This is a genomic window from Arthrobacter sp. CAL618 (assembly GCF_000468215.1).
Taxonomy (GTDB): Bacteria; Actinomycetota; Actinomycetes; order Actinomycetales; family Micrococcaceae; genus Arthrobacter_D.
Window position 1 is genome coordinate 1 of record NZ_ASZW01000035.1, and the last position, 26576, is coordinate 26576.

General features: G+C 61.5%; 14 protein-coding genes and 3 rRNA genes. 14 read left to right on the forward strand and 3 right to left on the reverse strand.

Translation table 11 applies throughout. From position 1 onward, the window contains the following. Window positions 1–53: 53 nt before the first annotated feature. Window positions 54–713 (reverse strand): phosphate signaling complex protein PhoU, encoded by a 660-nt coding sequence (gene phoU, locus K728_RS0102090; RefSeq protein WP_019482361.1) that lies wholly within the window; start codon window positions 711–713, stop codon window positions 54–56. Window positions 714–886: 173 nt separating this feature from the next. On the opposite strand from phoU, the gene K728_RS0102095 reads away from it, so the two are divergent. After that, window positions 887–2140 carry a sensor histidine kinase gene (locus tag K728_RS0102095; RefSeq protein ID WP_019482362.1) on the forward strand — a complete coding sequence of 418 codons (1254 nt, stop codon included), beginning with the start codon at window positions 887–889 and terminating at the stop codon, window positions 2138–2140. Further along, on the forward strand, window positions 2137–2817 hold the full coding sequence (locus K728_RS0102100) for a response regulator transcription factor (RefSeq protein WP_019482363.1): 681 nt from the start codon (window positions 2137–2139) through the stop codon (window positions 2815–2817). Before K728_RS0102095 ends, K728_RS0102100 begins: the two co-directional genes overlap by 4 nt. Before the next feature lie 3 nt (window positions 2818–2820). Here K728_RS0102100 and K728_RS0102105 read toward each other — a convergent pair whose 3' ends face one another. Beyond that, the gene (locus tag K728_RS0102105; protein WP_019482364.1) at window positions 2821–3366 is read right to left on the reverse strand and encodes a hypothetical protein; all 546 of its coding nucleotides are present in this window, start codon (window positions 3364–3366) and stop codon (window positions 2821–2823) included. Window positions 3367–3631: 265 nt separating this feature from the next. Between K728_RS0102105 and K728_RS0102110 the strand changes: the two genes are divergently transcribed. The 6 genes from K728_RS0102110 (at window position 3632) to glgX (ending at window position 10078) form a co-directional block, all read left to right on the forward strand. Beyond that, window positions 3632–4114: a CarD family transcriptional regulator gene (locus K728_RS0102110; RefSeq protein WP_019482365.1), complete on the forward strand. Its 483-nt coding sequence runs from the start codon at window positions 3632–3634 to the stop codon at window positions 4112–4114. Window positions 4115–4192: 78 nt separating this feature from the next. Further along, window positions 4193–4918 (forward strand): 2-C-methyl-D-erythritol 4-phosphate cytidylyltransferase, encoded by a 726-nt coding sequence (gene ispD / locus K728_RS0102115; RefSeq protein ID WP_019482366.1) that lies wholly within the window; start codon window positions 4193–4195, stop codon window positions 4916–4918. Next, window positions 4915–5424, forward strand: coding sequence for a 2-C-methyl-D-erythritol 2,4-cyclodiphosphate synthase (gene ispF, locus K728_RS0102120; RefSeq protein ID WP_019482367.1), 510 nt, complete (start codon window positions 4915–4917; stop codon window positions 5422–5424). The genes ispD and ispF overlap by 4 nt, the downstream gene beginning before the upstream one ends. Window positions 5425–5456: 32 nt before the next feature. Further along, a complete protein-coding gene (gene cysS, locus K728_RS0102125) occupies window positions 5457–6911 on the forward strand; it encodes a cysteine--tRNA ligase (protein ID WP_019482368.1) in 1455 nt (484 codons plus the stop codon). A 92-nt stretch (window positions 6912–7003) separates the two neighbouring features. Beyond that, window positions 7004–7990, forward strand: a complete 987-nt coding sequence (gene rlmB, locus K728_RS0102130) for a 23S rRNA (guanosine(2251)-2'-O)-methyltransferase RlmB (RefSeq protein ID WP_019482369.1) — start codon at window positions 7004–7006, stop codon at window positions 7988–7990. Window positions 7991–8017: 27 nt separating this feature from the next. Then, window positions 8018–10078: a glycogen debranching protein GlgX gene (gene glgX, locus K728_RS0102135; protein ID WP_019482370.1), complete on the forward strand. Its 2061-nt coding sequence runs from the start codon at window positions 8018–8020 to the stop codon at window positions 10076–10078. 103 nt (window positions 10079–10181) lie between these two features. Here the strand turns inward: glgX and glgP are convergent, their stop codons facing one another. Beyond that, window positions 10182–12794 carry an alpha-glucan family phosphorylase gene (gene glgP / locus K728_RS0102140; protein ID WP_024475702.1) on the reverse strand — a complete coding sequence of 871 codons (2613 nt, stop codon included), beginning with the start codon at window positions 12792–12794 and terminating at the stop codon, window positions 10182–10184. 178 nt (window positions 12795–12972) lie between these two features. Here glgP and K728_RS0102145 point away from each other — a divergent pair, with 178 nt between their 5' ends. From K728_RS0102145 to rrf, 6 genes are all read left to right on the forward strand, one after another. Next, complete coding sequence (locus K728_RS0102145) at window positions 12973–15030, forward strand: alpha-1,4-glucan--maltose-1-phosphate maltosyltransferase (RefSeq protein ID WP_050994870.1); 2058 nt, start codon at window positions 12973–12975, stop codon at window positions 15028–15030. Next, entirely contained in the window at window positions 15030–16796 is a 1767-nt protein-coding gene (gene treS, locus K728_RS0102150; RefSeq protein WP_024475703.1) for a maltose alpha-D-glucosyltransferase, read from the forward strand. Before K728_RS0102145 ends, treS begins: the two co-directional genes overlap by 1 nt. Next, window positions 16796–20521, forward strand: a complete 3726-nt coding sequence (gene glgB, locus K728_RS0102155) for a 1,4-alpha-glucan branching protein GlgB (RefSeq protein WP_024475704.1) — start codon at window positions 16796–16798, stop codon at window positions 20519–20521. Before treS ends, glgB begins: the two co-directional genes overlap by 1 nt. A gap of 441 nt (window positions 20522–20962) precedes the next feature. Then, a 16S ribosomal RNA gene (locus K728_RS0102160) occupies window positions 20963–22489 on the forward strand. A 531-nt stretch (window positions 22490–23020) separates the two neighbouring features. After that, a 23S ribosomal RNA gene (locus K728_RS0102165) occupies window positions 23021–26185 on the forward strand. A gap of 207 nt (window positions 26186–26392) precedes the next feature. Next, window positions 26393–26509: ribosomal RNA gene (gene rrf / locus K728_RS0102170) — 5S ribosomal RNA — on the forward strand. The 16S, 23S and 5S rRNA genes sit together here, the layout of an rRNA operon. Window positions 26510–26576 lie beyond the last annotated feature (67 nt).

Below are 26576 nucleotides of genomic sequence, written 5' to 3' on the forward strand. Positions count from 1 at the left end.
CGGGGCCGGCCGTCGTCGTTCAGGCCTGGGGGCTAACCCGGCGATATGTCGTTTTAGATCAGTGGTGCGCTGGGCTGCCATTCACCGGTCACCAGGTAGGTGACCTTACGTGCAACCGAGACGCCATGATCGGCGAATCGTTCGAAGTACCGGCTGGCCAGGGTCACATCGACAGTGATGGGAGCTGAAACATCCCATTCGGGTGAGGCGAGGGCCTTGAACACGCCAGCGTGCAGTTCGTTGATCCGCGCATTGTGGGCATAGATTTCGTTGCTCAGCTGGAGGTTGCGGGTCTCCAGCAGATGCTTCACCTTAATGGCGATCTGCTGATCCAGCTGGGCCATTTCCTCGAAGGTGGGTCGGATCGCCGCCGGAATTACGTGGTCCGGGTACCGGAGCCGGGCAAGCTGTGCCACGTGGCGGGCCAGATCCCCCATGCGTTCCAGCGAGGCGCTCATTCGAAGCGCCCCCACGATCATCCGCAGGTCGCTCGCAACCGGGCCCTGCAGGGCGAGAATGTCGATCGCGCGCTCGTCGAGGTCGTTCTGGAGGAAATCAATGCGTGCGTCGGCTGCGATCACATCCTGGGCAAGTTCGGTGTCAGCGGTTTCAAACGCGATGGTTGCCTTGTCCATCGCGTTCGCAACCAGCTGCGATATTTCGATGAGCTGTTCACCTATCTGGTGAAGCTCTGCCTGAAAAACCTTCCGCACGGGAGGCATCCTTTCCATAGAGATGACTGCGTACGTCTATGCACAGTCCCACACAGCACATTCTCAGTTGGTGATGAACTGTTATGCACCTTTGAGTGAACGTTAGTTGAACCACTTCCCTATTGCCACCGGAAGACTCAACCCCACACCAAAGGTGCGCATAAGCTAGGCATGTGGATCCCGTTCTTCTTATTCTGATCGCTGGGCTGGTGGGCGTCGCCGTGGGCACCTTCGGCATGGCTGCCTTCAGGCTGAGCGAAATCCAGCGGCGTTCCCTGCTCTTCGTGGACGAGCCGACCCTTCCCGAAGGGGCAGCGGAGGTGCTGTCGATTATTGGCCGGGCTTATGTGGTGGTGGATGCCATCGACGGTGTGGTGCGAGCCAGCCCTGCGGCGTACGCCTTCGGCCTGGTGCGCGGCCACACGGTGGTCCACGCCGAGCTGCTCGAACTGACGGCACGGGTGCGCCGGGACGGTGTGATCGAGCAGAAACAGCTTGAACTACCCCGCGGACCGCTGGGGCAGGGCACCATTATCGTGCTCGCCCGGGTGGCTTCACTGGGCGAAGAGTACGTCCTGATCCTCGCCGATGACCGCACGGAAATCACCCGCACCGAGGAAATCCGCAACGACTTCGTGGCCAACGTGTCACACGAGCTCAAGACGCCCGTTGGCGCCATTTCACTGCTCGCTGAGGCCCTGGACGACGCGGCCGAAGACCAGGAAGCGGTCCGGCGGTTCGCCCGCCGAATGCACAAGGAATCGGCCCGGTTGTCGGCCCTGGTCCAGGACATCATCGAACTCTCACGGCTGCAGGGCGCCGACGTCGTGCGGCGCGGTCGCCCTGTGGATATCAACACGGTGATCGCCGAGGCGGTGGACCGAAACCGGCTGCCGGCAGAAAGCAAGCAGATCGACATTGTGGTGGGAGGGCGGATCAACGAGCCCGTCTACGGCGACCCGGATCTGTTGATGACCGCCTTCCGCAACCTGATCGACAACGCCATCCGGTACTCACCCGAGCGCACCCGGGTCGGGGTCGGTCTGCGGTCCCGCGACGGACTCGCCGAAATCTCGGTCACCGATCAAGGAATCGGCATCACCGCTGAGGAGCAGGAGCGGGTGTTCGAGCGGTTCTATCGGATCGACGCAGCCCGATCCCGTCAGACAGGGGGCACCGGACTGGGGCTCAGTATTGTCAAGCATGTGGTCTCGAACCACGGTGGCGAGGTGACCGTCTGGTCCCAGAACGGCCAGGGTAGTACCTTCACCGTCCGTCTCCCCGAAATGGAGGCCGACGCCGAAACGGCGGAGGAGCGTGTTGTCTCCGGCGACAGGCGAAGCGACAAATCGCCGGGTAAGCCAGGCGGAAAATCCGATGAGAAGCCGGGCGGAACCTCCGCCCATGAACAAGGAGTGAGCGTTTGACCCGCATCCTGATCGTGGAGGACGAAGAGTCCTTCAGTGACCCCCTGTCCTATCTGCTCGGCAGGGAAGGGTTCGAGGTGGCGGTGGTGGGAGACGGGATAGAAGCCATCGTCGAATTCGACCGGGCCGGCGCCGATCTGGTGCTGCTTGACCTGCAGCTACCAGGCCAGTCCGGCACCGAGGTCTGCCGGCAGCTGCGCCAGCGTTCAAGTGTTCCGGTCATCATGCTCACCGCCAAGGACGCCGAGATTGACAAGGTGGTTGGCCTGGAGCTTGGCGCCGATGATTACGTCACCAAGCCTTATTCGTCCCGTGAGCTCGTGGCAAGGATTCGCGCTGTCCTCCGCCGGCAGGCCGAACCCGAAGAACTTATTTCCAGCACCGTGCAGTCGGGCCCCGTGCGGATGGATATTGAACGGCACACGGTCAGTGTCAACGGTGATCCGGTATCCATGCCGCTGAAAGAGTTCGAACTGTTGGAGATGCTGCTGCGCAATGCGGGCAGGGTGCTGACCAGGGGCCAACTCATTGATCGGGTCTGGGGTTCGGACTACGTCGGCGACACCAAGACCCTCGACGTGCACGTCAAACGGCTCCGGGGAAAGATCGAAACCGACCCGTCGAACCCAAGCCACCTGGTGACAGTGCGTGGCCTAGGCTACAAATACGAGTCCTGAGGGTTACTCTTCCTCTTCGCCGGTCTCTTCCGGCGTTGGGGTGGGCTCAGGGGTGTAACCACCCGGGACGTACTCCCGGTATTCCGCGAGGGTCCCGTCCAGGACAGGCACCCGCAGCTCGACGCTCTCCGAGTTGACGACAAAGTTCAGATCTACCAGGGCGCCGGGGATTTCGCTGACGCCCTCGAGCACTCCATCATCGGTGGTCTCGTCTTCAAAGACCCATTTGCCCTCAGCGGGGACAGTGACGTCGACCGACGAGTTTTCGCCCTCGATGGTGAGCTGCACCGCTGAGTCTGAGGGATTGAACACCGTTCCGAGGATGGTGCCCGGTTCACCTTCTTCGGAGGTGATGATCAGGATGTTGCGGAGTTCAAGCGGGCCCACCTCGTCGACGATTCCATCCGATGCTGCGTACTGGATGGTGGTGGCCTGCTCGCTCGTCACGCTGCAACCGGTGGCACCAAGGACAGCGACCAGAGCCGCACCGGCAGCCAGGCTTCGCTTCGCCCGGATGTGCTGCAGGGGATTGATTCGGTCACTCTTCACAGCGCAAACTCCTACGGTGGTCGATCAGCATGGGGGAACAGCTAGTTGAATCTCTCCCTACAGCCTATCGGGAAAATCGGCCCGATGATGGAGCACTGCAGCACCCGGACAACTCTTTCAGAGCGACGTGGATCACTTAAAGCCTCATTCGTCAAGGGGCGAATCATAGCCACCTATTTCCATAAGTCCCGGCTGACCTGCGAAAACACGCCTTGGGCGTGTCGAATTCGTGATAAACTGATCTGCGGGAAAGGGGAAAGTCCACATGGTTTTTGAGGTCGGCGAAACAGTAGTTTATCCTCACCACGGCGCAGCGAAGATCGAAGAGATCAAGATGCGCGTGATAAAGGGCGAAGAGAAAATGTATCTCAAGCTCAAGGTGGCGCAGGGTGATCTAACCATTGAAGTTCCAGCAGAAAACGTAGACCTCGTTGGGGTGCGCGACGTAGTGGGCAAAGAGGGTCTCCAGCATGTGTTCGATGTGCTGCGGGCCGAGTTCACTGAAGAGCCAACCAACTGGTCGCGCCGCTACAAGGCAAACCTTGAAAAGCTTGCCTCGGGTGACGTGATCAAGGTTGCGGAAGTAGTCCGCGACCTGTGGCGCCGTGATCATGACCGTGGGTTGTCCGCAGGGGAGAAGAGGATGCTCGCCAAGGCGCGGCAGATTCTGATCTCCGAGCTGGCACTCGCAGAGAAAACCGACGAAGAGAAGGCCGCAAGCGTTCTTGATGAGGTTCTAGCTTCCTAATCGGTCTAACAACCGGGTTTGTTGAGGGGCCGCCCTGGTGGGCGGTCCCTTTTTCATGTCCTGGCATAGGGTAATCAGGTGTCAGAAACCAGTTCCCAGCTCGAATCCGCCCACGCGCAGGTCGGGGTCATCATTGTCGCCGGCGGCGCCGGACAGAGGCTGGGCCGCGGCATTCCCAAAGCCCAGGTGAAGTTTGCTGGCCGGAGCATCCTCGAGCACGCACTCCAGGGGGTTCTCGACGCGGAGATCGCCGCCGAGATCTGCGTGGTCGTCCCAGCCGGAGACCTTGAGCTCCGCGCCGCCGTCGTCGGCGTCTCCTCCGAGACTCCCGTGCGAGTGGTTGACGGGGGCGCTTCACGACCCGATTCGGTGGCGGCCGGCCTCTCAGGTTTGGGATCAGGCATCGGCCTGGTCCTGGTCCATGACGCCGCCCGCGCGCTCACCCCGCCGATAGTTTTCCGCCGGGTGGTCGCCGCATTACGCGACGGCGCCGAAGCGGTGATTCCCGTCATCCCCGTGGTCGACACCATCAAAACTGTCGACTGCGGATTGGTCATCGACACCCCACCCCGCGACACTCTCCGCGCAGTCCAGACACCCCAGGGTTTCAACCTGGACACCCTCCGTCGCGCCCACCAGCAACCGGGGGCAGCAGTGACCGACGATGCCACGCTGATGGAACGGCTGGGCATCCCGGTACGGGTGGTGGAGGGGGCGGACGCCGCGTTCAAAGTGACCACTGCCCAGGACCTCCTCCTCGCGGAAATTCTTGCCCAGACCCCGACAGGGAAGACCACACCATGATCCTGCCCCGCACCGGCATCGGCGTTGACGTGCACGCGTTTGCCCCCGTGGATGCACCCCGGCCGCTGTGGCTCGCGGGTCTGCTCTGGGACGGCGAACGTGGTCTGAGCGGCCATTCCGACGGCGACGCCGTGGCTCACGCCGCCGCGGACGCGCTCTTCTCCGCCGCGGGAGTCGGTGACCTCGGCACCCATTTCGGCACCGATCGCCCCGAATTCGCCGGCGCTTCGGGGGTCAGCCTGCTGACCGAAGCCGCGCGGATTGTGCGTCGCGCCGGATTCGAGATCGGCAACGTTGCCGTGCAGCTGGTGGGGAACCGGCCCAAGTTCTCACCCCGCCGGGCCGAGGCGGAAGCAGTGCTCAGCGCCGCGATGGGCGGACCCGTCAGCGTGTCGGCAACCACCACCGACGGGCTCGGATTCACCGGAAAAGGCGAGGGCATCGCCGCGGTGGCGACCGCCGTCGTCGTCCGGGTGGGGGACGGCACCAGATCGGCCGCAGGGTGAAGCAAGCCACCGCGACCGGCTAATCTGGAGCGGTGAGCCTGAGATTCTATGACACCGCAACCGCCCAGACCCGCGACTTTGTCCCCGTCAAGCAGGGCGAGGTAGGGCTGTACTACTGCGGTGCCACAGTGCAGGGGATGCCCCACGTAGGACATATCCGGTCGGCGATCGCATTCGACCAGCTCTCCCGCTGGCTGACCGCGAGCGGCTACCGGGTCACCACGGTCCGCAACGTCACCGATATCGACGACAAGATCCTGGCCCGCGCCCAGGAATCCGAGCACGACGACGCCCTCCCGCCCCAGTTACGCGGCGAACAGTGGTGGGCGCTGGCGTACCGCTACGAACTGGAATTCCAGCGGGCGTACGACACCCTCGGGGTGCGCCGCCCGACCTACGAACCACGCGCCACCGGTCACATCCCCGAAATGCACTCGTTGATCCAGTTGCTGATCGATCGGGGTCATGCCTACCCGGCGAACGACGAGTCGGGCGACGTCTACTTCGACGTTCGATCCTGGAAAGGGTACGGCTCGCTGACCCGGCAGAACATCGACGACATGCAGAGCGCCACGGATGTCGAGCCTGAGTTCGTCAACCGGAAACGGGATCCGCGCGACTTCGCCCTGTGGAAGGGGTGGAAGGAAGGCGAGCCCGAAACCGCTGCCTGGCCCAGCCCCTGGGGACCCGGTCGGCCGGGCTGGCACCTTGAATGCTCAGCGATGGTCACCAAGTACCTGGGTACCGAGTTCGACATCCACGGCGGCGGCCTGGACCTGCGGTTCCCGCACCACGAAAACGAGATGGCCCAGTCGCAGGCCGCCGGCCACACGTTTGCCAGGTACTGGATGCACAACGGCATGGTCACTTTCGAGGGCGAGAAGATGTCCAAGTCGATCGGCAACACGGTGAGCCCGGCTGACATGCTCGAACTGGCCAGCCCCCGCGTGGTCAGGTACTACCTGGGGCAGGCGCACTACCGGTCGGTGCTCGACTACCGTCCCACCTCCCTGCAGGAAGCGGGCGCCGCCGTGGAGCGCATCGACGGGTTCCTGGCGAAGGCCGCCGCCCGGGAGTTCCCGAACGGGCTCGGGTTCGTTTCCCCCGGTGCACCGGAAGCCTTCAGCGCCGCAATGAACGACGACCTCAACGTGCCCCAGGCACTCGCGGTCCTCCACGACACCGTGAGGGCCGGTAACACTGCCCTGGCCGCCGGGGACAGCGAAGCCACCAGAACGGCGTTCGTCGATGTGATGACCATGACCGGAATTCTGGGACTCGACGATGTTCAGGACCCCGGCAAGGGCCCACGCAGTCCCGAGCACAAGGCGCTGGACACCCTCATCACATCGCAACTGCTGCAGCGAACGATTGCCCGCGAAACGAAGGACTGGGCGCAGGCCGACGCCATCCGCGACGCCCTCACCAGTGCTGGCATTGTCATCGAGGACACCGCCGACGGTGCCGCCTGGACCCTGAAAAACTGACCAATCGCTTCGTCTCCCGGGTGACGGTGAAGTCTGCGGCGTTCCCCGCGTAAACTGAGGTGACAAATCTTCTACCCAAAGGTGTTTTCCCCATGGCCACTCACGGACGTCCCGGCGCTGTGCGCAAGAGCAAGAAGGGCCCCTCGGGCGGAACCGGCGGCCTAGGACGCAAGGCGCTTGAGGGTAAAGGTCCCACCCCAAAAGCGGAGGACCGGCCTTACCATAAGGCTCACAAGAGCAAGCAGCTTGCCGAGCGCTCAGCAGCCAAGCACTCCGGCAGCCGCAATCCGGGGTCGGCCCGCAACGCACGCGGCAAGGGCACCGAGGAGATGGTCACCGGACGCAACGCCGTGGTCGAGTCGCTCCGCGCCGGCATCCCAGCCAAGGCATTGCACGTGGCCATCCGGATCGAGATGGACGAGCGCATCCGCGAATCGCTGAAGCTCGCCACCGAGCGCGGCATCCCGCTGATGGAAACCGGCAAGACCGAACTGGACCGGATGGCTGACGGATCAGTGCACCAGGGCATCATGCTCCAGATCCCACCCTACGAATACGCTGACGCAGTCGATCTGGCCACCGAGACCATCCAGAAATGGAAAAAGGGCCACATCAACAACGCACCGTTGTTCGTCGCCCTGGACGGCATCACCGACCCCCGCAACCTCGGCGCGATCATCAGGTCCCTCTCTGCGTTCAGCGGCCACGGCGTCATCGTTCCGGAGCGCCGCTCGGTGGGGATGACCGCATCAGCATGGAAGACCAGTGCTGGCGCCGCAGTGCGTGTGCCAGTGGCGAAGGCCGGAAACCTGAACTCAACCCTCAAGACGTTCAAAGAGAAGGGCATCTTTGTGTTGGGCCTCGACGGCGACGGCGACGTCTCCCTCCCGGATCTGACGCTTGGCCGCGAACCAGTGTGCCTGGTCGTCGGCTCCGAAGGTAAGGGCCTGTCACGGTTGGTGCGCGAGAACTGCGACCAGATCGTTTCAATCCCCATTGACTCGGCGATGGAATCGTTGAACGCCTCGATGGCTGTGGGCATCAGCCTGTACGAGATCTCGCGCCAGCGCTCCGCCTGACAGTCGCACGGACGGTATTCATAGATCATGAGCGTCTCCCTCGAAATCAGCCCTCCGTCCAGTGAGTTTCCCTTGGGCGTACACCGGTCCCGAGCGCCGCACAACCTGAACGTTGCGGTGTACGCGCCCGGCGTGTCAGCGCTTGCAGTGCACTTCCAGTCGCAGGACGGCAGCTGGCACGATGTCCCCCTGACCGATTACACCCACGGGGTGCACCACGGGGCAGTGGAGGGGCTCGCCGACTCTGTGAGATACGGTTTCTGGCCGGCCGGAACTGGCCAGCCGGAAACAGGTCAGCTGCTGCTGGATCCTTACGCCCGGGCCATCGACACCGTCGATACCGTCGATGGGCCGGTGTACTGGTCGGTCTACGTCGAGGACGGCGGATTCGACTGGGGTTCCTCGGCTCCACCGCGCACGCACTGGCGTGACACCGTGGTGTATGAGGCGCATGTCAAGGGGCTGACCCAGTTGCACCCAGACATTCCGGTCGAGCTCCGCGGCACCTATGCTGGCCTGGCACACCCGGTCATGATCGGCTACCTCAAGGCCCTAGGGATCACCGCAGTGGAACTGCTGCCGGTCCACTTCCATATCGACGAACCCCATCTGGGGCCCCTCGGGCTGACCAACTACTGGGGCTACAACACCCTCGGGTACTTCGCCCCGCACCCCTCCTACGCGACTGAGGCAGCCCGCAACGCCGGCCCACGGGCGGTCCAGGACGAGTTCAAGGGCATGGTCAAACTGCTCCACGAGGCTGGCCTCGAGGTCATCCTCGACGTGGTGTACAACCACACGGCCGAGGGTCCGCCAGACCTTCCGGCGCTGAGCTGGCGTGGACTGGGCGACGAGCAGTATTACCGGCACGGCGACCACGGCCGCTACCTGGACACCACGGGTTGCGGCAATACCCTGAATTTCGCGCACCCACGGGTCATCGCCCTGGCCCTGGACTCGTTGCGATACTGGGTGGAGGAATTCCACGTGGACGGATTTCGCTTCGACCTGGCAGTGTCGATGGCCCGGGACGAAACGCACACCTTCACCCCACGTCACCCCTTCCTGGTCGCTGTTGGCGCCGACCGCGCGCTGCGCGGTGTGAAGCTCATCGCCGAACCCTGGGATATTGGCATGGGCGGATGGCAGACCGGCAACTTCCCGCAGGGCTGGGCGGACTGGAATGACCGGTTCCGGGACACGGTCCGGGACTTCTGGCTCACCGACCAGGCCAGCCTGGCGGCGGGCGGCGCCGCCGGATCGGTGGCGCGCCTGGCTGGATGCCTGAGTGGATCGGCCGATGTGTTCGGGCCTTCAGGACGCACGTCCATTTCCAGCGTCAACCTGATCACCGCCCACGACGGGTTTACCCTCGCTGACCTCTCCTCGTACAGCCGCAAACACAATGAGGCCAACGGGGAGGAGAACCGTGACGGCCACAACGACAACCGCAGCTACAACCACGGCATGGAAGGCCCCACCGACCAGGAAGGCATCATTGCGGCGCGGGCCCAGACCTCCCGCAACCTGATGGCCACCCTCCTGTTGTCCCTCGGCGTCCCCATGATCACGGCCGGCGACGAGTTTGGGCGGTCCCAGCGCGGCAACAACAACGCCTACTGCCAGGACAACGAGCTGGCCTGGCTGCATTGGGGTCACGACGACGACGCACGCCACCTCCTCGACCACACGCGTTCCCTGCTCCGGATCCGTAAGGAGTTCCTGGCCCACCAGCCGCACAGCTATCCGGCCCGCGACGACAGCTCCTACCTGCACTGGTTCAACCCGGCCGGCACCACCATGACTGAGGAGCAGTGGCGTGACGAGGGTTCCCGGATCGTGCAGCTCCTCCTCGGCTCACCCAACGGCATCCTGGATGGCCTGGTGGTCATCAACGGCAGCAGGGATGACGCCAAGATCACCCTGCCAAGGCGGGAGTCACTCCAGGAGAGCGGGCTTCCCTCCATCACCAGGTTCGAGCTGCGCTACACCACCGCAGCGGACCAGGACCGTCGGCGCGGGGCGCAAATCGGCTCTGGGGAGACCGACGTCGTCCCCGCCAACTCGATCAGCGTCTACCGGGTCTAGCCGGCCACGCAAAAGCGGCAGCCACCCCAGGAAACTCTGGTGTGACTGCCGCTGATGCTAAGCAGGCGGTTAGCCTGCAAGCTGTGATTGCCCGAGCGGGCTGCTACGCGTTGGCGACCAGACCGAGCTCGGACTTCGACGCCAGGCTAACGTGCTTGGGCAGCACCCGCACCGTGTACCCGAAGGACCCCGAGTGGTCGATCGTGACGCCACCCGAGAACAGGTACCGTCCCGCGCCAAGGTTCTCGGACACGTCGAGGTCGGCCAGGGCCACCTCGCTGAGCTCGTCATTGTCCAGGGCCCGACCGTAAGCCACCTCGACGGCGACGTCGTCGGGGGATAGCGCGCCAAGCGAGACGTAGGCGTTGACCGTCAGCGGGTCCCCGATCTGTGGATCCTCGGCTACGCCAACCGAATCTACGTGCTCCACCTGGACAGCCGACCAACCGTCGTTGATCCGTGAACGCCAGGCGGCGGTGTGCTTGGCCGCCGTGTAGTCCGACTCAGCCGCCAGGCAACCGGCACGCCAGGCGGGCTGGTACAGGTGGCTGACGTAGTCCTGCAGCATCCGCTCAGCGGATACGGCCGGGCCAAGGTTGGCCATGGTGTGCTTGATCATGGCCACCCACTGGTGTGGCACCCCATCATGGGACAGCTCAGACGGTCCGGCAGCGCCGGCGCCCTCCGAACGCACCGTGCTGTAGAACCGGGGAGCCACCTGCTCCTCAAGAAGGTCATACAGGGCCGAGGCTTCAATGTCGTCGCGTTCCTCGGGGGACGCGTCGTTGTTCGCCGTGGGGATGGCCCAGCCGTTGTCGCCGTCGTACATTTCATCCCACCAGCCGTCAAGAACCGACAGGTTAAGGCCGCCGTTGATGGCCGACTTCATGCCCGACGTGCCGCAGGCCTCCAGCGGACGCAACGGGTTGTTCAACCAGACATCGCAGCCGGGGAACAGGGTGCGTGCCATGGCGATGTCGTAGTTCGGGAGGAACACGATCCGGTGCCGTACCTCCGGGTCGTCAGTGAACCGGACCAGATCCTGGATCATCCGCTTGCCCTGCTCATCAGCCGGGTGGGACTTGCCAGCGATGACCAGCTGGATGGGGTTGTCCGGGTGAAGCAGCAAGGCCTTGAGTCGAGCCGGGTCCCTGAGCATCAAGGTCAACCGCTTGTACGTGGGTACCCGGCGGGCAAAACCAATGGTCAGCACGTCAGGATCGAGTACGTTGTTGGTCCATGCCAGCTCGGCGTCGGCCGCGCCACGCTTCTTCCAGGAGGAGCGGAGCCGCTGACGGACGTCGTCGATCAGGTTCGAGCGCAGGCGGCGGCGGAGCGCCCAGATATCGGAGTCTTCCACGTCGTACACCTTGGACCACTGGGGATCCAGGACCGACTCGGCGCCGAAACGGTCCCGGGCGAAGTCTGCGATCAGCGGGTCAACCCAGGTGGGCACGTGCACACCGTTGGTGACCGACGAGATGGGGACCTCACTGGTGTCGAATCCTGGCCACAGCCCGGAGAACATGCCACGGGAGACCACGCCATGCAGTTTGGCGACGCCATTGGCGCGCTGTGCCAGGCGCAGGCCCATCACCGCCATGTTGAACTTGTTCGGATCGCCGTCAACGTAGTTCTCGGCCCCAAGGGTGAGGACCTTCGCCGTCGGAACCGACGGTGCCAGACCGGCGTCGAAGAAGTGCTCAATCTGGGATTTCTCGAACCGGTCGATTCCCGCGGGGACCGGGGTGTGCGTGGTGAACACCGTGCAGGACCGGCCCGCGGTGAGCGCTTCCTCCCAGCTCATCGGCGACGCGCTCGAGGGATCCATCAGTTCACGGATGCGCTCGATGCCGAGGAACCCGGCGTGACCCTCATTGGTGTGGAACACCTCGGGGGCCGGAGTGCCGGTCAGCCGTTCAAAGATACGCAGCGCTTTCACGCCACCCATGCCCAGCAGAAGTTCCTGCTGCAGACGCTGGTCGCCACCGCCGCCGTACAGCCGGTCGGTGACATTGCGGGCGGCCTCGTCATTGCCCGCGACATTGGAGTCAAGGAGCAGAAGCGGAACGCGGCCGATGTCGGCCCGCCAGATGTGGGCGATCAGCTGGCGTCCAGCGGGAAGCGGCAAGACTACCTTCGCCGGGGTGCCGTCCTCCTCGCGGAGCAGGGTCAACGGCAGGCCGTCAGGATCGAGGACCGGGTAGGTTTCCTGCTGCCACGCATCGCGGGACAGCGACTGCTTGAAGTAGCCGGCCTGGTAAAGGAGTCCGACGCCGATCAGGGGGACACCAAGATCCGAGGCTGCTTTGAGGTGGTCGCCGGCGAGGATGCCGAGGCCACCTGAGTACTGGGGGAGGACGGCGCTGATGCCGTACTCGGGGGAGAAATAGGCGATGGACCGGGGCGCGTCGGCGCCGAGCGACTGGTACCAGCGGGGTTCGGAAAGGTACTGGTCCAGGTCGTCGCCGAGTTCCTGGATCCTCGCGACGAGACGCTCGTTGTCGGCGAGTTGGCTGAGCTGCTCACGGGTCACCGAGCCGAGGAAAGCGACGGGGTCCTGGCCGCTTGCCTCCCAGGCTGCTGGGTCAAGATCGTGGAATAAGCGGGTGGTCGGAAGATGCCACGACCAGCGCAAGTTGCCTGCCAGCTTGCCCAACGGGGCGATGCTTTCAGGGAGGACGGTACGGACTGTAAATCTGCGGATTGCCTTCACCCGGGAAAGGCTAGCGTATTTTTCCCGGCGTAGGACCGCTGGAGGGTTCCGATGAGAGCAAGTGAGAGTAAACGTTTGCGTTGAGCCCCAACTCGACTGCAAAAAGCACTGATGTTACGTCCGCGCGCCTTAGCAATCTGGGCAAATACTCGCTAACGTCTAACGTGTGACGACTTCAATAGAGCCACCACGTAAGGGACGCACCGCCAGGAAGCCGATAGACAGGGCTGATCTGCGGTACGGACGAATTCCAATTACCAATATTTCTCCGGTTGTCGATGGTGGGGCCTTCCCCTCCAAAGCGATCCCTGGATCAGATATTGCGGTGGGCGCTACAGTCTTCCGGGAAGGGCACGACCAGCTTGGGGTATCAGCGGTCCTGCTCTCCGGTAAAGGCAAGGAAGTCCAGCGGGTGCGCTTGGCGCCGGTGGGCCAGGGGCTGGACCGGTATGAAGGTCTCCTCCGCCCCCCAGCTGTCGGCAACTACACCTTCGTCATCGAAGGGTGGGGTGACCTGTACGGCACCTGGCACCACAACGCTGAGGTGAAGATCGCGGCTGGAGTCGACGTCGAGCTGATGCTCGCCGAGGGCGCAGCCCTGTTCACTAACGCTGCGACGACCCGTAAGAGGAAGGACGCGGTGGTCTTCACCGAGGCCGCACGGGTCCTCGCCGACACTGAGCTCCCGATCGACGAGCGGCTTGCCGCAGGTGAGTCGGCGGCTATCCTCGCGGCCATCAGCCGGGAGCCCCTGCGTGACCTGGTGACCGTATCCCAGCCTTATCCGATCAAGGTCGAACGCGAACTTGCGGGACGTGCATCCTGGTACGAGTTCTTCCCCCGGTCCGAAGGCGCCACCTACGAGCCGGGGTCGGGCGCGTGGACCTCCGGCACCTTCGTCACCGCAGCCGACCGGCTACCCGCGGTCGCTGACATGGGATTCGACGTCGTCTACCTCCCGCCCATCCACCCGATCGGGCGCACCCACCGTAAGGGGCCCAACAACACACTGACGGCTGGCCCCGAGGACCCGGGGTCGCCCTGGGCTATCGGCGCCGCTGAAGGTGGCCACGACGCGATCCACCCCGACCTCGGCACCTTCGATGACTTCGACGTCTTCGTGGCGCGGGCCAACGAACTGAACCTTGAAATTGCGCTGGACCTGGCGCTTCAGGCTTCCCCTGACCATCCCTGGGTCACTTCACACCCAGAATGGTTCACCACCCGGGTGGATGGGTCGATTGCCTACGCGGAGAACCCTCCGAAGAAGTACCAGGACATCTACCCGATCAACTTCGACAACGATCCCGATGGCCTCTCCCGCGAAGTCCTCAGGATCGTCCTGCTGTGGATCAGCCACGGGGTGAAGATTTTCCGCGTCGACAACCCGCACACCAAACCGGTGGTGTTCTGGGAATGGCTGATCCGCGAAGTCAACCGGAAGCATCCCGACGTCGTTTTCCTCGCCGAGGCTTTCACCCGCCCGCCGATGATGCACGCCCTGGGCCGTGCCGGCTTCCAGCAGTCCTACACCTACTTCACCTGGCGCAACACCAAAACTGAGCTCGAAGAGTATTTCACCGAAGTCAGTAAGGTCAGCGCGCCATATTTCCGCCCCAACTTTTTCGTCAACACCCCCGATATCCTCACCGAGTTCCTTCAGTACGGCGGACCTGCGGGCTTCAAGATCCGGGCGGCCCTGGCAGCGATGGCCAGCCCACTCTGGGGTGTCTACGCCGGATACGAACTGTTTGAACACGTGGCCAGGCCCGGTGCCGAGGAGTCGATCGACAACGAGAAATTCGAGTATCGACCCCGCGACTTCAAGCGCGCCGAAGCCGAAGGCAGGAGTCTGGCGCCGTACCTCACCAGGCTGAACCACATCCGACGGGACCACCCGGCGTTGGGCGATCTCGAGAACCTGACCATTCACCACAGCTCGGACACGGAAACCCTGGTGTTCTCCAAGCACAAGGAGAACGTCGGCGGCGACAGTACAGTCAAAGACACCATCATCGTGGTGGTGAATCTTGACCCGCACGGGGCCAGGGAAAGTACAGTCTCCCTGAACCTCGATGCGCTGTCCCTCGATCCCGAGGACTGCAATGAGGACGGTACCTTCTGGGTGGACGATCTCATCACCGGCCAGAGTTGGGTCTGGGGCACCCACAACTACGTCAGGCTGGATCCGCATGTGGAACCAGCACACATCCTTTACCTCAGGAGGAAGCCCTAGTGGCCAACCCGTTTCAACTCAACGCACCCGGTCTCGCGCATGACCCACACTGGTACCGCAAGGCCGTATTTTACGAAGTTCTGGTGCGCGGGTTCGCGGATGCGAACGGCGATGGCTCTGGCGATTTCTCCGGACTGATCGACAAACTGGATTATCTGCAGTGGCTTGGCGTCGATTGCCTGTGGCTGCCACCGTTCTTCAAGTCGCCCCTGCGCGACGGTGGCTACGACATCGCCGACTACTACAACGTCCTCGATGAGTTCGGCACCATCAGTGATTTCAAGCGTCTGGTCGCCGAGGCACACGCCCGCGGCGTCCGCGTCATCATCGACCTGCCGCTGAACCACACCTCGGACAAGCACCACTGGTTCGAGGAGTCCCGAAACGACCCCGACGGCCCCTACGGCGACTTCTACGTCTGGAGCGACACCGACGAGAAGTACGAGGACGCGCGGATCATCTTCGTGGATACCGAGGAGTCCAACTGGACCTTCGACCCCGTCCGCCGGCAGTTCTTCTGGCACCGGTTCTTCTCCCACCAGCCGGACCTGAACTTCGAAAACCCCAAGGTTATTGAAGCGCTCTTCGACGTGGTGAAGTTCTGGCTGGACCAGGGCATTGATGGTTTCCGCGCGGATGCCATCCCTTACCTCTTCGAGGAGGAAGGGACCAACTGCGAGAACCTGCCGCAGACCCACGCCTTCCTCAAGGACCTGCGCACCATGGTCGACGAGAACTATCCCGGCCGGATCATCGTCGCCGAAGCAAACCAGCTGCCCGAGGAGGTTGTCGAGTACTTCGGCGACGCCGAGGGGCCGGAATGCCACATGTGCTTCCACTTCCCGATCATGCCCAAGCTCTTCTACGCCCTGCGGGACCAGAAGGCCGGACCAATCATCGAGACGATGGCCGAAACGCCGAACATTCCCGCTGGCGCCCAGTGGGGTACCTTCCTCAGGAATCATGACGAGCTCACCCTCGAAATGGTCACCAACGAGGAACGCGAAGCGATGCTCGGTTGGTACGCGCCGGACTCAAGGATGCGCGCCAACGTCGGTATCCGCCGTCGTCTGTCGCCGCTCCTGGACAACTCGCGGGCCGAAGTTGAACTGATTCACGCACTGCTGCTGTCCCTGCCTGGCAGCCCGTTCCTCTACTACGGGGATGAAATCGGGATGGGCGACAACATCTGGCTTGACGATCGTGACGCGTCGCGGACCCCCATGCAATGGAACCCCGACCGTAACGCCGGGTTCTCGACGGCTGACCCCGGGAAGCTCTACCTCCCCGTCGTCCAGTCGCTGGTCTACCACTACAACCACGTCAACGTTGAGGCACAGCTGGCCAGTTCAAGCTCGCTGCTGCACTGGATGCGCCAGATGCTTGCAGTGCGCCGGACCCGCCCGGCCTTCGGCCTGGGTTCGTACCGCAACGTGCCCACCGAAGCTGAGTCGGTGCTGGCCTTCATCCGTGAGGTGGAGGTCGATAATGCCGAAGGCGAGCAGCCAGAGGTGCTGTTGTGCGTGTTCAACCTGTCGCAACACCCGGTTGCCGCGCAGCTGAACCTGCCGGAATATGCCGGACGGGGTCTGCGGGACCTCTTCGGTGGCACGCCGTTCCCGACCTTCGGCGACGACGGTGCACTCACCCTGACGCTCGGAAGCCACGATTTCTACTGGCTCCGTCTCCGCTCAGCCAGCTCAAACACTGCTTCACCGCTTACTGAAGCCCTGCCAATAATTCAAGCCCCGGAGGCCGTAAAGTAATGCCCAAACTGACGCCGACCTTTCCAGAACTCCTCACTTCATGGCTACCGAATCAGCGGTGGTTCCCTGCCAGAGGCCGCGAGTTTGAACTTCGAAGGGTCGGCGGCATCCGGCTGGAGGATCCAGCCGGTGCGGTGGGCCTTGACGTTCACCTGATTGCCGTCGATTCCGGCCACCGGAGGGACATCGTCCAGATCCCGTTGAGCTACCGCGACGCACCCTTGAAAGGCGCGGAAGATGCGCTGATCGGCGAGGCGGAGCACACCGAATTGGGGCACCGCTGGATCTACGACGCCACCCATGACCCGGTATTCGTGACGGCCTGGGTTGAATTGATGCGCTCGGGCGGTGTCACCGAGGACGGCCGGACCAGGGGTTACCCGATGGAATCGTTCGCCTCGGCTAAACGGTTCGACAAGCCACTTCCGCTGACCGTTCTCAAGGGCGAACAATCAAACACCTCTGTCGTGGTGCGTACGCCGGCCGGCTCGATGATCGTGAAATTCTTCCGGGTGCTGGCACCGGGGGAAAGCCCCGACGTTCAGGTCAGCGCCAAGCTCACCGATGCCGGATCCGTCGATGTGCCCACCACGTTCGGGTGGGTCACCGGCAGCTGGGAGGACACGGGAGCCGGGGAGAAGCAGTGGTTGACCGGTCACCTCAGCGTCCTGCGGGATTTCATCGACAACAGCACCGACGCCTGGCGGACCGCCTCGGTTGCGGCCGCTTCGAACACCGATTTCACTGCGGAGGCGTCCGAACTGGGCCGGGTGACCGGGCGTATCCACGCGCAGTTGGCCGCTGCGTTCGGAAGCCGGGCAGCAAGCGACGTCGAACGCGGCGAATTCATCGAGACCCTGGTGCAGCGCATCGAATGGGCCTGGCAGGAAGCACACGACGTCGTTGGGCCGCTCGAGTCCGAGGTGGCCAAGGTTATTGAGCGGGTCCGCAGTGTGCAGACGCTCCCCGATCTTCAGCGCATCCACGCCGACTACCATCTGGGACAGGTTCTCAACGCACCTGACGGGTCTTGGCTGGTGCTCGACTTTGAGGGCGAACCACTGCGTCCCGCCGCGGAGCGCAGCGTCCCCGATGTGGTGCTGCGCGACGTCGTCGGGATGATGCGTTCGCTCGAGTATGCCGGTGCGGCAGCAGCCCATGGCAACGACGCCGCGACCGCCGACGCCGACCAGTGGACCGCGGCCGCGGGTGCCGCTTTCGCGGCTGGTTATCAGGACCAGACCGGGACGCTGGTTGACCCAGCAGATCCGCTCTTCCTCGCACTGTGGCTGGATAAGGCCCTGTACGAAGTGGTCTACGAGCTACGCAACCGGCCGGACTGGGTCGACATCCCGGTCCGTGACGTGCGCCGCGCCCTGACCGGGTCCACCAGCGCCACGCAGGAAACGCCATCATCTGCCGTTTCGCCGCCGCTAACCGCGGGGCCCGTGGACCCGGTAGTGGCCGTCGACGCCGTCGTTGGTTCTGATCCAGTCTTTAGTTCTGACACGGTCGCCGGTACGGACGCCGTCACCACCTCACCGGGGCGGATCGAACATTCAATCGACATCCTGCAACCAGTGTCGGAGGGCCGCTACCACCAGCCGCATGCTGTGCTGGGCGCACACCTCGACGGGCACGGGCTGGTCACTATCCGCACCCTCCGACGTCTCGCGCAGCGCGTCACCGTGGTGACCGGCAGCGGTCGCGTCGAATTGGAGCATGAACACAACGGCATCTGGGTTGGCACCCTTGCAGCGGAGATCGCCGGGCACGTCCCGGACTACCGCCTCGAAGTGACGTACGACGGTGAGCCGCAGATTGTCGATGATCCGTACCGGTTCCTCCCCACGCTGGGCGAAATCGACATGCACCTCCTGGCGGAGGGGCGGCACGAAACGCTGTGGACTGCGCTCGGCGCGCACGTCCGCCACTACACATCCGTGCTGGGCGACATCAATGGCGTCAGCTTCGCCGTTTGGGCGCCCAATGCCCAGGCCGTTCGCGTCAAAGCGGACTTCAATGGGTGGGACGGCTCAATCAACGCGATGCGTGCGCTGGGCAGTTCGGGGTTCTGGGAGATCTTCATTCCCGGGGCTGTCGCGGGTTCGCGGTACAAGTTCGAAATCCTCGGCAGCGACGGGCATTGGCGTGAGAAGGCCGACCCGATGGCCCGCGGTACCGAAATCCCGCCCCTCACCGGCTCGCGTGTGGTCGAGTCGAGGTACACCTTCCAGGACGACGAATGGATGACCGCGCGGGCTGCAGCAGATCCGCACAACGGTCCCATGAGCGTCTACGAGGTGCACCTTGGTTCCTGGCGGGTGGGTCTTGACTACCGGGAATTGGCCGAGCAGCTCACCGAGTATGTTCAGTGGCAGGGCTTCACCCACGTTGAAATGATGCCCGTCGCCGAACACCCCTTCGGTGGCTCCTGGGGTTACCAGGTGACCTCGTACTATGCGCCGACGTCGCGCTTCGGTCACCCCGACGACTTCAAGTACCTGGTGGATAAACTGCACCAGGCCGGGATCGGCGTCATCATGGACTGGGTTCCAGCGCACTTCCCCAAGGATGAGTTCGCGTTGGCGAAGTTCGACGGCGGGACCCTTTACGAGCACGGCGATCCCTTCCTTGGTGAGCACCCCGATTGGGGAACCCTGATCTTCGACTTCGGTCGTCGCGAAGTACGGAACTTCCTGGTCGCCAATGCCCTCTACTGGCTAGAGGAATTCCACATTGACGGGCTGCGCGTGGACGCCGTCGCATCGATGCTTTATCTGGACTACTCCCGCGAAGAAGGCCAATGGACGCCGAACCGTCTGGGTGGCAGGGAAAACCTTGAAGCGATTGACTTCCTTCAGGAGGTCAATGCAACCGCCTACAAGCGGGTGCCTGGCGTCGTGATGATCGCGGAGGAATCGACGTCCTTCCCCGGGGTCACCCGCGCCACCAGCGGAGGCGGCCTCGGATTCGGGCTGAAGTGGAACATGGGCTGGATGAATGACTCGTTGGAGTACATGGCTGAAGACCCGGTAAACCGTGGCTACCACCACGGCAAGGCCACCTTCTCCATGGTGTATGCCTACACCGAGAACTTCCTGCTGCCGATCAGCCATGACGAAGTTGTGCACGGCAAGGGATCGCTGCTGCGGAAGATGCCGGGTGACCGGTGGCAGCAGCTCGCCAGCGTGCGCGCCTACCTGGCGTTCCAGTGGGCGCACCCCGGTAAGCAGCTGATCTTCATGGGCACTGAGTACGCCCAGGAATCTGAGTGGTCGGAGCAGTACGGTCTCGATTGGTGGCTTTCGGACACCCCTGCGCACAAGGGCGTCCAACATTTGGTGCGGTCCCTGAACGGGATCTATCGAAACACGCCGGCGCTATATGTCCGGGACAACGATCCGTCAGGGTTCCAGTGGATTGATGAGAACGACGGCGCCCGCAACACCCTGTCCTTCATCCGCTGGGATGGCCAAGGCAATCCGCTGGTTTGCATTGCTAACTTCGCCGGAGCGCCCCATGAAGGATTCAGGGTGGGGCTGCCCTGGTCGGGGGACTGGGAAGAGGTGCTCAACACGGATGCTGAAGAGTTTGGCGGTTCAGGTGTTGGCAACCTTGGCGGAGTAACAGCTGTCGAAGGACCATGCAGCGGGCAGCCTGCTTATGCTGACCTGCGGGTTCCACCGTTGGGCGTCGTGTATTTGGCTCCAAAAAAGCCTTAGATCCGCGCGGGGCCGGGCATTTTGCACCCGGCCCCGAGGGCGATTTACAACTTCGGCAGAAGGGTGCTAGAGTTTATATCCGCGCTGGTCGAGGGAATTGACCGGCTGACAACCACCAGAACTACGGTTCGTCTCTAGCGCAGTATGGCTCAGGGATTGGAAGATCAGCCGATTTGACCTGAAGATGATCAGCCGGTAAGTTTGAAAAGTTGCTCCGGAGCGATGATGGAACTGTTTGGTTCTGTTTGGTGCCGGGTGTGTCTGTTGTTTGAGAACTCAATAGTGTGCCATGTTTGTTGATACCGATTGTTTTATTGATTGGTTGAATTTGGCTGCATGATGCCACCCCGTGGTGTTGTGTGGTTGTTTTTGGCTGGTTTCGAATTTTGCGCGTGCCTGTTTACTGGTTTTTCCTGGTGGTGGGTGCGTGTCTGTAATGCATTTACGGAGAGTTTGATCCTGGCTCAGGATGAACGCTGGCGGCGTGCTTAACACATGCAAGTCGAACGATGATCCCAGCTTGCTGGGGGATTAGTGGCGAACGGGTGAGTAACACGTGAGTAACCTGCCCTTGACTCTGGGATAAGCCTGGGAAACCGGGTCTAATACTGGATATGACCTTCTGGCGCATGCCATGTTGGTGGAAAGCTTTATTGCGGTTTTGGATGGACTCGCGGCCTATCAGCTTGTTGGTGGGGTAATGGCCTACCAAGGCGACGACGGGTAGCCGGCCTGAGAGGGTGGACGGCCACACTGGGACTGAGACACGGCCCAGACTCCTACGGGAGGCAGCAGTGGGGAATATTGCACAATGGGCGCAAGCCTGATGCAGCGACGCCGCGTGGGGGATGAAGGCCTTCGGGTTGTAAACCTCTTTCAGTAGGGAAGAAGCGAAAGTGACGGTACCTGCAGAAGAAGCGCCGGCTAACTACGTGCCAGCAGCCGCGGTAATACGTAGGGCGCAAGCGTTATCCGGAATTATTGGGCGTAAAGAGCTCGTAGGCGGTTTGTCGCGTCTGCCGTGAAAGTCCGGGGCTTAACTCCGGATCTGCGGTGGGTACGGGCAGACTAGAGTGATGTAGGGGAGACTGGAATTCCTGGTGTAGCGGTGAAATGCGCAGATATCAGGAGGAACACCGATGGCGAAGGCAGGTCTCTGGGCATTAACTGACGCTGAGGAGCGAAAGCATGGGGAGCGAACAGGATTAGATACCCTGGTAGTCCATGCCGTAAACGTTGGGCACTAGGTGTGGGGGACATTCCACGTTTTCCGCGCCGTAGCTAACGCATTAAGTGCCCCGCCTGGGGAGTACGGCCGCAAGGCTAAAACTCAAAGGAATTGACGGGGGCCCGCACAAGCGGCGGAGCATGCGGATTAATTCGATGCAACGCGAAGAACCTTACCAAGGCTTGACATGAACTGGAACAGCGCAGAGATGTGTTGGCCGCTTGCGGCCGGTTTACAGGTGGTGCATGGTTGTCGTCAGCTCGTGTCGTGAGATGTTGGGTTAAGTCCCGCAACGAGCGCAACCCTCGTTCTATGTTGCCAGCGCGTTATGGCGGGGACTCATAGGAGACTGCCGGGGTCAACTCGGAGGAAGGTGGGGACGACGTCAAATCATCATGCCCCTTATGTCTTGGGCTTCACGCATGCTACAATGGCCGGTACAAAGGGTTGCGATACTGTGAGGTGGAGCTAATCCCAAAAAGCCGGTCTCAGTTCGGATTGAGGTCTGCAACTCGACCTCATGAAGTCGGAGTCGCTAGTAATCGCAGATCAGCAACGCTGCGGTGAATACGTTCCCGGGCCTTGTACACACCGCCCGTCAAGTCACGAAAGTTGGTAACACCCGAAGCCGGTGGCCTAACCCCCTTGTGGGGAGGGAGCTGTCGAAGGTGGGACCGGCGATTGGGACTAAGTCGTAACAAGGTAGCCGTACCGGAAGGTGCGGCTGGATCACCTCCTTTCTAAGGAGCACCTCGAATGACGCGCCGATCCTGTGTGGTTGGTGTGGGGTTCGTAGGAGTATGGCCTATTGCGCGGGCGTTTGTTCCGCGGTGGGCTGCTCAAGGGTGGAATATCAATGGATAGGTGCCTGGTGGCGCTGGCTGGTTGCAGAGTACGATCGCCTTTTGGTGGTGTGGAAATGGTTCTGGTTGGTGGTGATTGGGTTATCGTATGGCACACTGTTGGGTCCTGAAATAACAGGGCTCTGATTGTCGTGGACAAGTGTTCTGCTGGTTTGGTGCGTCGTTGTGGCGTGTCGGGTTGGTGGGGTGTTGTTTGTGGGGGTTGGGGTGCTGGGGTTTCTGGTTTTTCCCTGCCATGGCAGCGGGATCCTCGTGTTTGGGGGTTTTGGTTGGTGGTGTGGGGTTGTTGGTTGAGAACTGCATAGTGGACGAGAGCATCTTAAAAATAAGAAGCAATTTCAAAAAATCTTGGTTTCAGACTTTTAGTTTGATGCCATGGTTTTCTCGATATGTTTTTTGATCTTTTGTGGTCAAGTTTTTAAGGGCACACGGTGGATGCCTTGGCATCAAGAGCCGAAGAAGGACGTGGGAATCTGCGATAAGCCTGGGGGAGTCGATAACCGGACTGTGAGCCCAGGATTTCCGAATGGGGAAACCCCGCCTGGCCAGCGATGGACCGGGTGACCCGCATCTGAACACATAGGGTGCGTGGAGGGAACGTGGGGAAGTGAAACATCTCAGTACCCACAGGAAGAGAAAACAATAGTGATTCCGTTAGTAGTGGCGAGCGAACGCGGATGAGGCTAAACCAGTGGTGTGTGATAGCCGGCGGGCGTTGCATCACTGGGGTTGCGGGACTTTCCGTTCTGATTCTGCCGGATCAGTGAAATGAGTGCAGGCGTATAGGTGAACGGTCTTGAAAGGCCGGCCGGAGAGGGTGTAAGTCCCGTAACCGTAATGCGTGCTGCCGTTTGGAGAGTATCCCAAGTAGTACGGGGCCCGAGAAATCCCGTGCGAATCTGCCAGGACCACCTGGTAAGCCTAAATACTCCTTGATGACCGATAGCGGACAAGTACCGTGAGGGAAAGGTGAAAAGTACCCCGGGAGGGGAGTGAAACAGTACCTGAAACCGTGTGCCTACAATCCGTCAGAGCGTTGCCATCCTTTCGGGGGTGGTGGTGTGATGGCGTGCCTTTTGAAGAATGAGCCTGCGAGTTAGTGTTACGTCGCGAGGTTAACCCGTGTGGGGAAGCCGTAGCGAAAGCGAGTCTGAATAGGGCGAGTGAGTGGCGTGATCTAGACCCGAAGCGAAGTGATCTACCCATGGCCAGGTTGAAGCGACGGTAAGACGTCGTGGAGGACCGAACCCACTTCAGTTGAAAATGGAGGGGATGAGCTGTGGGTAGGGGTGAAAGGCCAATCAAACTTCGTGATAGCTGGTTCTCCCCGAAATGCATTTAGGTGCAGCGTTGCGTGTTTCTTACCGGAGGTAGAGCTACTGGATGGCTAATGGGCCCTACAAGGTTACTGACGTCAGCCAAACTCCGAATGCCGGTAAGTGAGAGCGCAGCAGTGAGACTGTGGGGGATAAGCTTCATAGTCGAGAGGGAAACAGCCCAGACCACCAACTAAGGCCCCTAAGCGTGTGCTAAGTGGGAAAGGATGTGGAGTTGCGAAGACAACCAGGAGGTTGGCTTAGAAGCAGCCATCCTTGAAAGAGTGCGTAATAGCTCACTGGTCAAGTGATTCCGCGCCGACAATGTAGCGGGGCTCAAGTACACCGCCGAAGTTGTGGATTTCAGATATTAGCTAAGCCGGAGACTTGTTCTCCTGAGTTCAGGCGTCTGGAGTGGTAGGGGAGCGTCGTGTGGGCGGTGAAGTCGCGGTGTAAACCAGCGGTGGAGCCTACACGAGTGAGAATGCAGGCATGAGTAGCGAAAGACGGGTGAGAAACCCGTCCGCCGAATGATCAAGGGTTCCAGGGTCAAGCTAATCTGCCCTGGGTAAGTCGGGACCTAAGGCGAGGCCGACAGGCGTAGTCGATGGACAACGGGTTGATATTCCCGTACCGGCGAAAAACCGCCCATACTGAGCAGGGGATACTAACCGCCCAATACCTGACCGCCCACCCTTCGGGGTGACGTGGTTTTTGGTGGAGCGCGGGACCTGATCCTGGGAGGTAAGCGTATTAACAGGTGTGACGCAGGAAGGTAGCCGGGCCGGGCGATGGTTGCCCCGGTCTAAGGATGTAGGAGGGACCATAGGCAAATCCGTGGTCCTGGTTTTGATACCGTCTCTGAGACCCGATGGGCCCCGTTATGCGGGGATCCGGTGATCCTATGCTGCCTAGAAAAGCATCGGCGCGAGGTTTTAGCCGCCCGTACCCCAAACCGACACAGGTGATCAGGTAGAGAATACTAAGGCGATCGAGAGAATTATGGTTAAGGAACTCGGCAAAATGCCCCCGTAACTTCGGGAGAAGGGGGGCCTCACCCGTGACCAACACTTGCTGTTGTGAGCGTTGTGGGGCCGCAGAGACCAGGGGGAAGCGACTGTTTACTAAAAACACAGGTCCGTGCGAAGTCGCAAGACGATGTATACGGACTGACTCCTGCCCGGTGCTGGAAGGTTAAGAGGACCGGTTAGTGCCCTTCGGGGTGCGAAGCTGGGAATTTAAGCCCCAGTAAACGGCGGTGGTAACTATAACCATCCTAAGGTAGCGAAATTCCTTGTCGGGTAAGTTCCGACCTGCACGAATGGAGTAACGACTTCCCCGCTGTCTCAACCATAAGCTCGGCGAAATTGCACTACGAGTAAAGATGCTCGTTACGCGCAGCAGGACGGAAAGACCCCGAGACCTTCACTATAGTTTGGTATTGGTGTTCGGTGTGGCTTGTGTAGGATAGGTGGGAGACTGTGAACCCTGGACGCTAGTTCAGGGGGAGTCATCGTTGAAATACCACTCTGGTCATACTGGATATCTAACTTCGGCCCGTAATCCGGGTCAGGGACAGTGCCTGATGGGTAGTTTAACTGGGGCGGTTGCCTCCTAAAAAGTAACGGAGGCGCCCAAAGGTTCCCTCAGCCTGGTTGGCAATCAGGTGTCGAGTGTAAGTGCACAAGGGAGCTTGACTGTGAGAGAGACATCTCAAGCAGGGACGAAAGTCGGGACTAGTGATCCGGCGGTACATTGTGGAATGGCCGTCGCTCAACGGATAAAAGGTACCTCGGGGATAACAGGCTGATCTTGCCCAAGAGTCCATATCGACGGCATGGTTTGGCACCTCGATGTCGGCTCGTCGCATCCTGGGGCTGGAGTAGGTCCCAAGGGTTGGGCTGTTCGCCCATTAAAGCGGTACGCGAGCTGGGTTTAGAACGTCGTGAGACAGTTCGGTCCCTATCCGCTGCGCGCGCAGGAAATTTGAGAAGGGCTGTCCTTAGTACGAGAGGACCGGGACGGACGAACCTCTGGTGTGTCAGTTGTACTGCCAAGTGCACCGCTGATTAGCTACGTTCGGATGGGATAACCGCTGAAAGCATCTAAGCGGGAAGCCTGCTTCGAGATGAGATTTCCATACACATTTGTGTGAGAGGCCCCCAGCCAGACCACTGGGTTGATAGGCCGGACGTGGAAGCAAGGACTAACGACTTGTGAAGCTGACCGGTACTAATAAGCCGATAACTTACACCACACACACCACCCGTGAACGGCATCAAAAGACGTTCACACCAAGGATGGTGTAAAGATATGCTGCTTTCGTCCACTATGCGGTTCCCAACCAACAACAGGAACCAAAAAACACAACACAATACAGGTATATACTGTTCAAGTTGTAACCAAAAAAACTTCCCACCCCACACGGCTCACACAGCCAGTGCAGGGGAACGGGTAAAAGGGTTACGGCGGTCACAGCGTGGGGGAAACGCCCGGTCCCATTCCGAACCCGGAAGCTAAGACCCACAGCGCCGATGGTACTGCACCCGAGAGAGTGTGGGAGAGTAGGACACCGCCGGACAACCATTAGACGAAAGGCCCCACCACCGGTGGGGCCTTTCGCACTTAACCCACCACACCCCAAACAC

Coding starts and splice junctions, on each gene's coding strand:
- rlmB (WP_019482369.1), top strand. CDS start 7,004: ATGGCCACTCACGGACGTCCCGGCGCTGTGCGCAAGAGCAAGAAGGGC.
- K728_RS0102110 (WP_019482365.1), top strand. CDS start 3,632: ATGGTTTTTGAGGTCGGCGAAACAGTAGTTTATCCTCACCACGGCGCA.
- ispF (WP_019482367.1), top strand. CDS start 4,915: ATGATCCTGCCCCGCACCGGCATCGGCGTTGACGTGCACGCGTTTGCC.
- glgX (WP_019482370.1), top strand. CDS start 8,018: ATGAGCGTCTCCCTCGAAATCAGCCCTCCGTCCAGTGAGTTTCCCTTG.
- glgB (WP_024475704.1), top strand. CDS start 16,796: ATGCCCAAACTGACGCCGACCTTTCCAGAACTCCTCACTTCATGGCTA.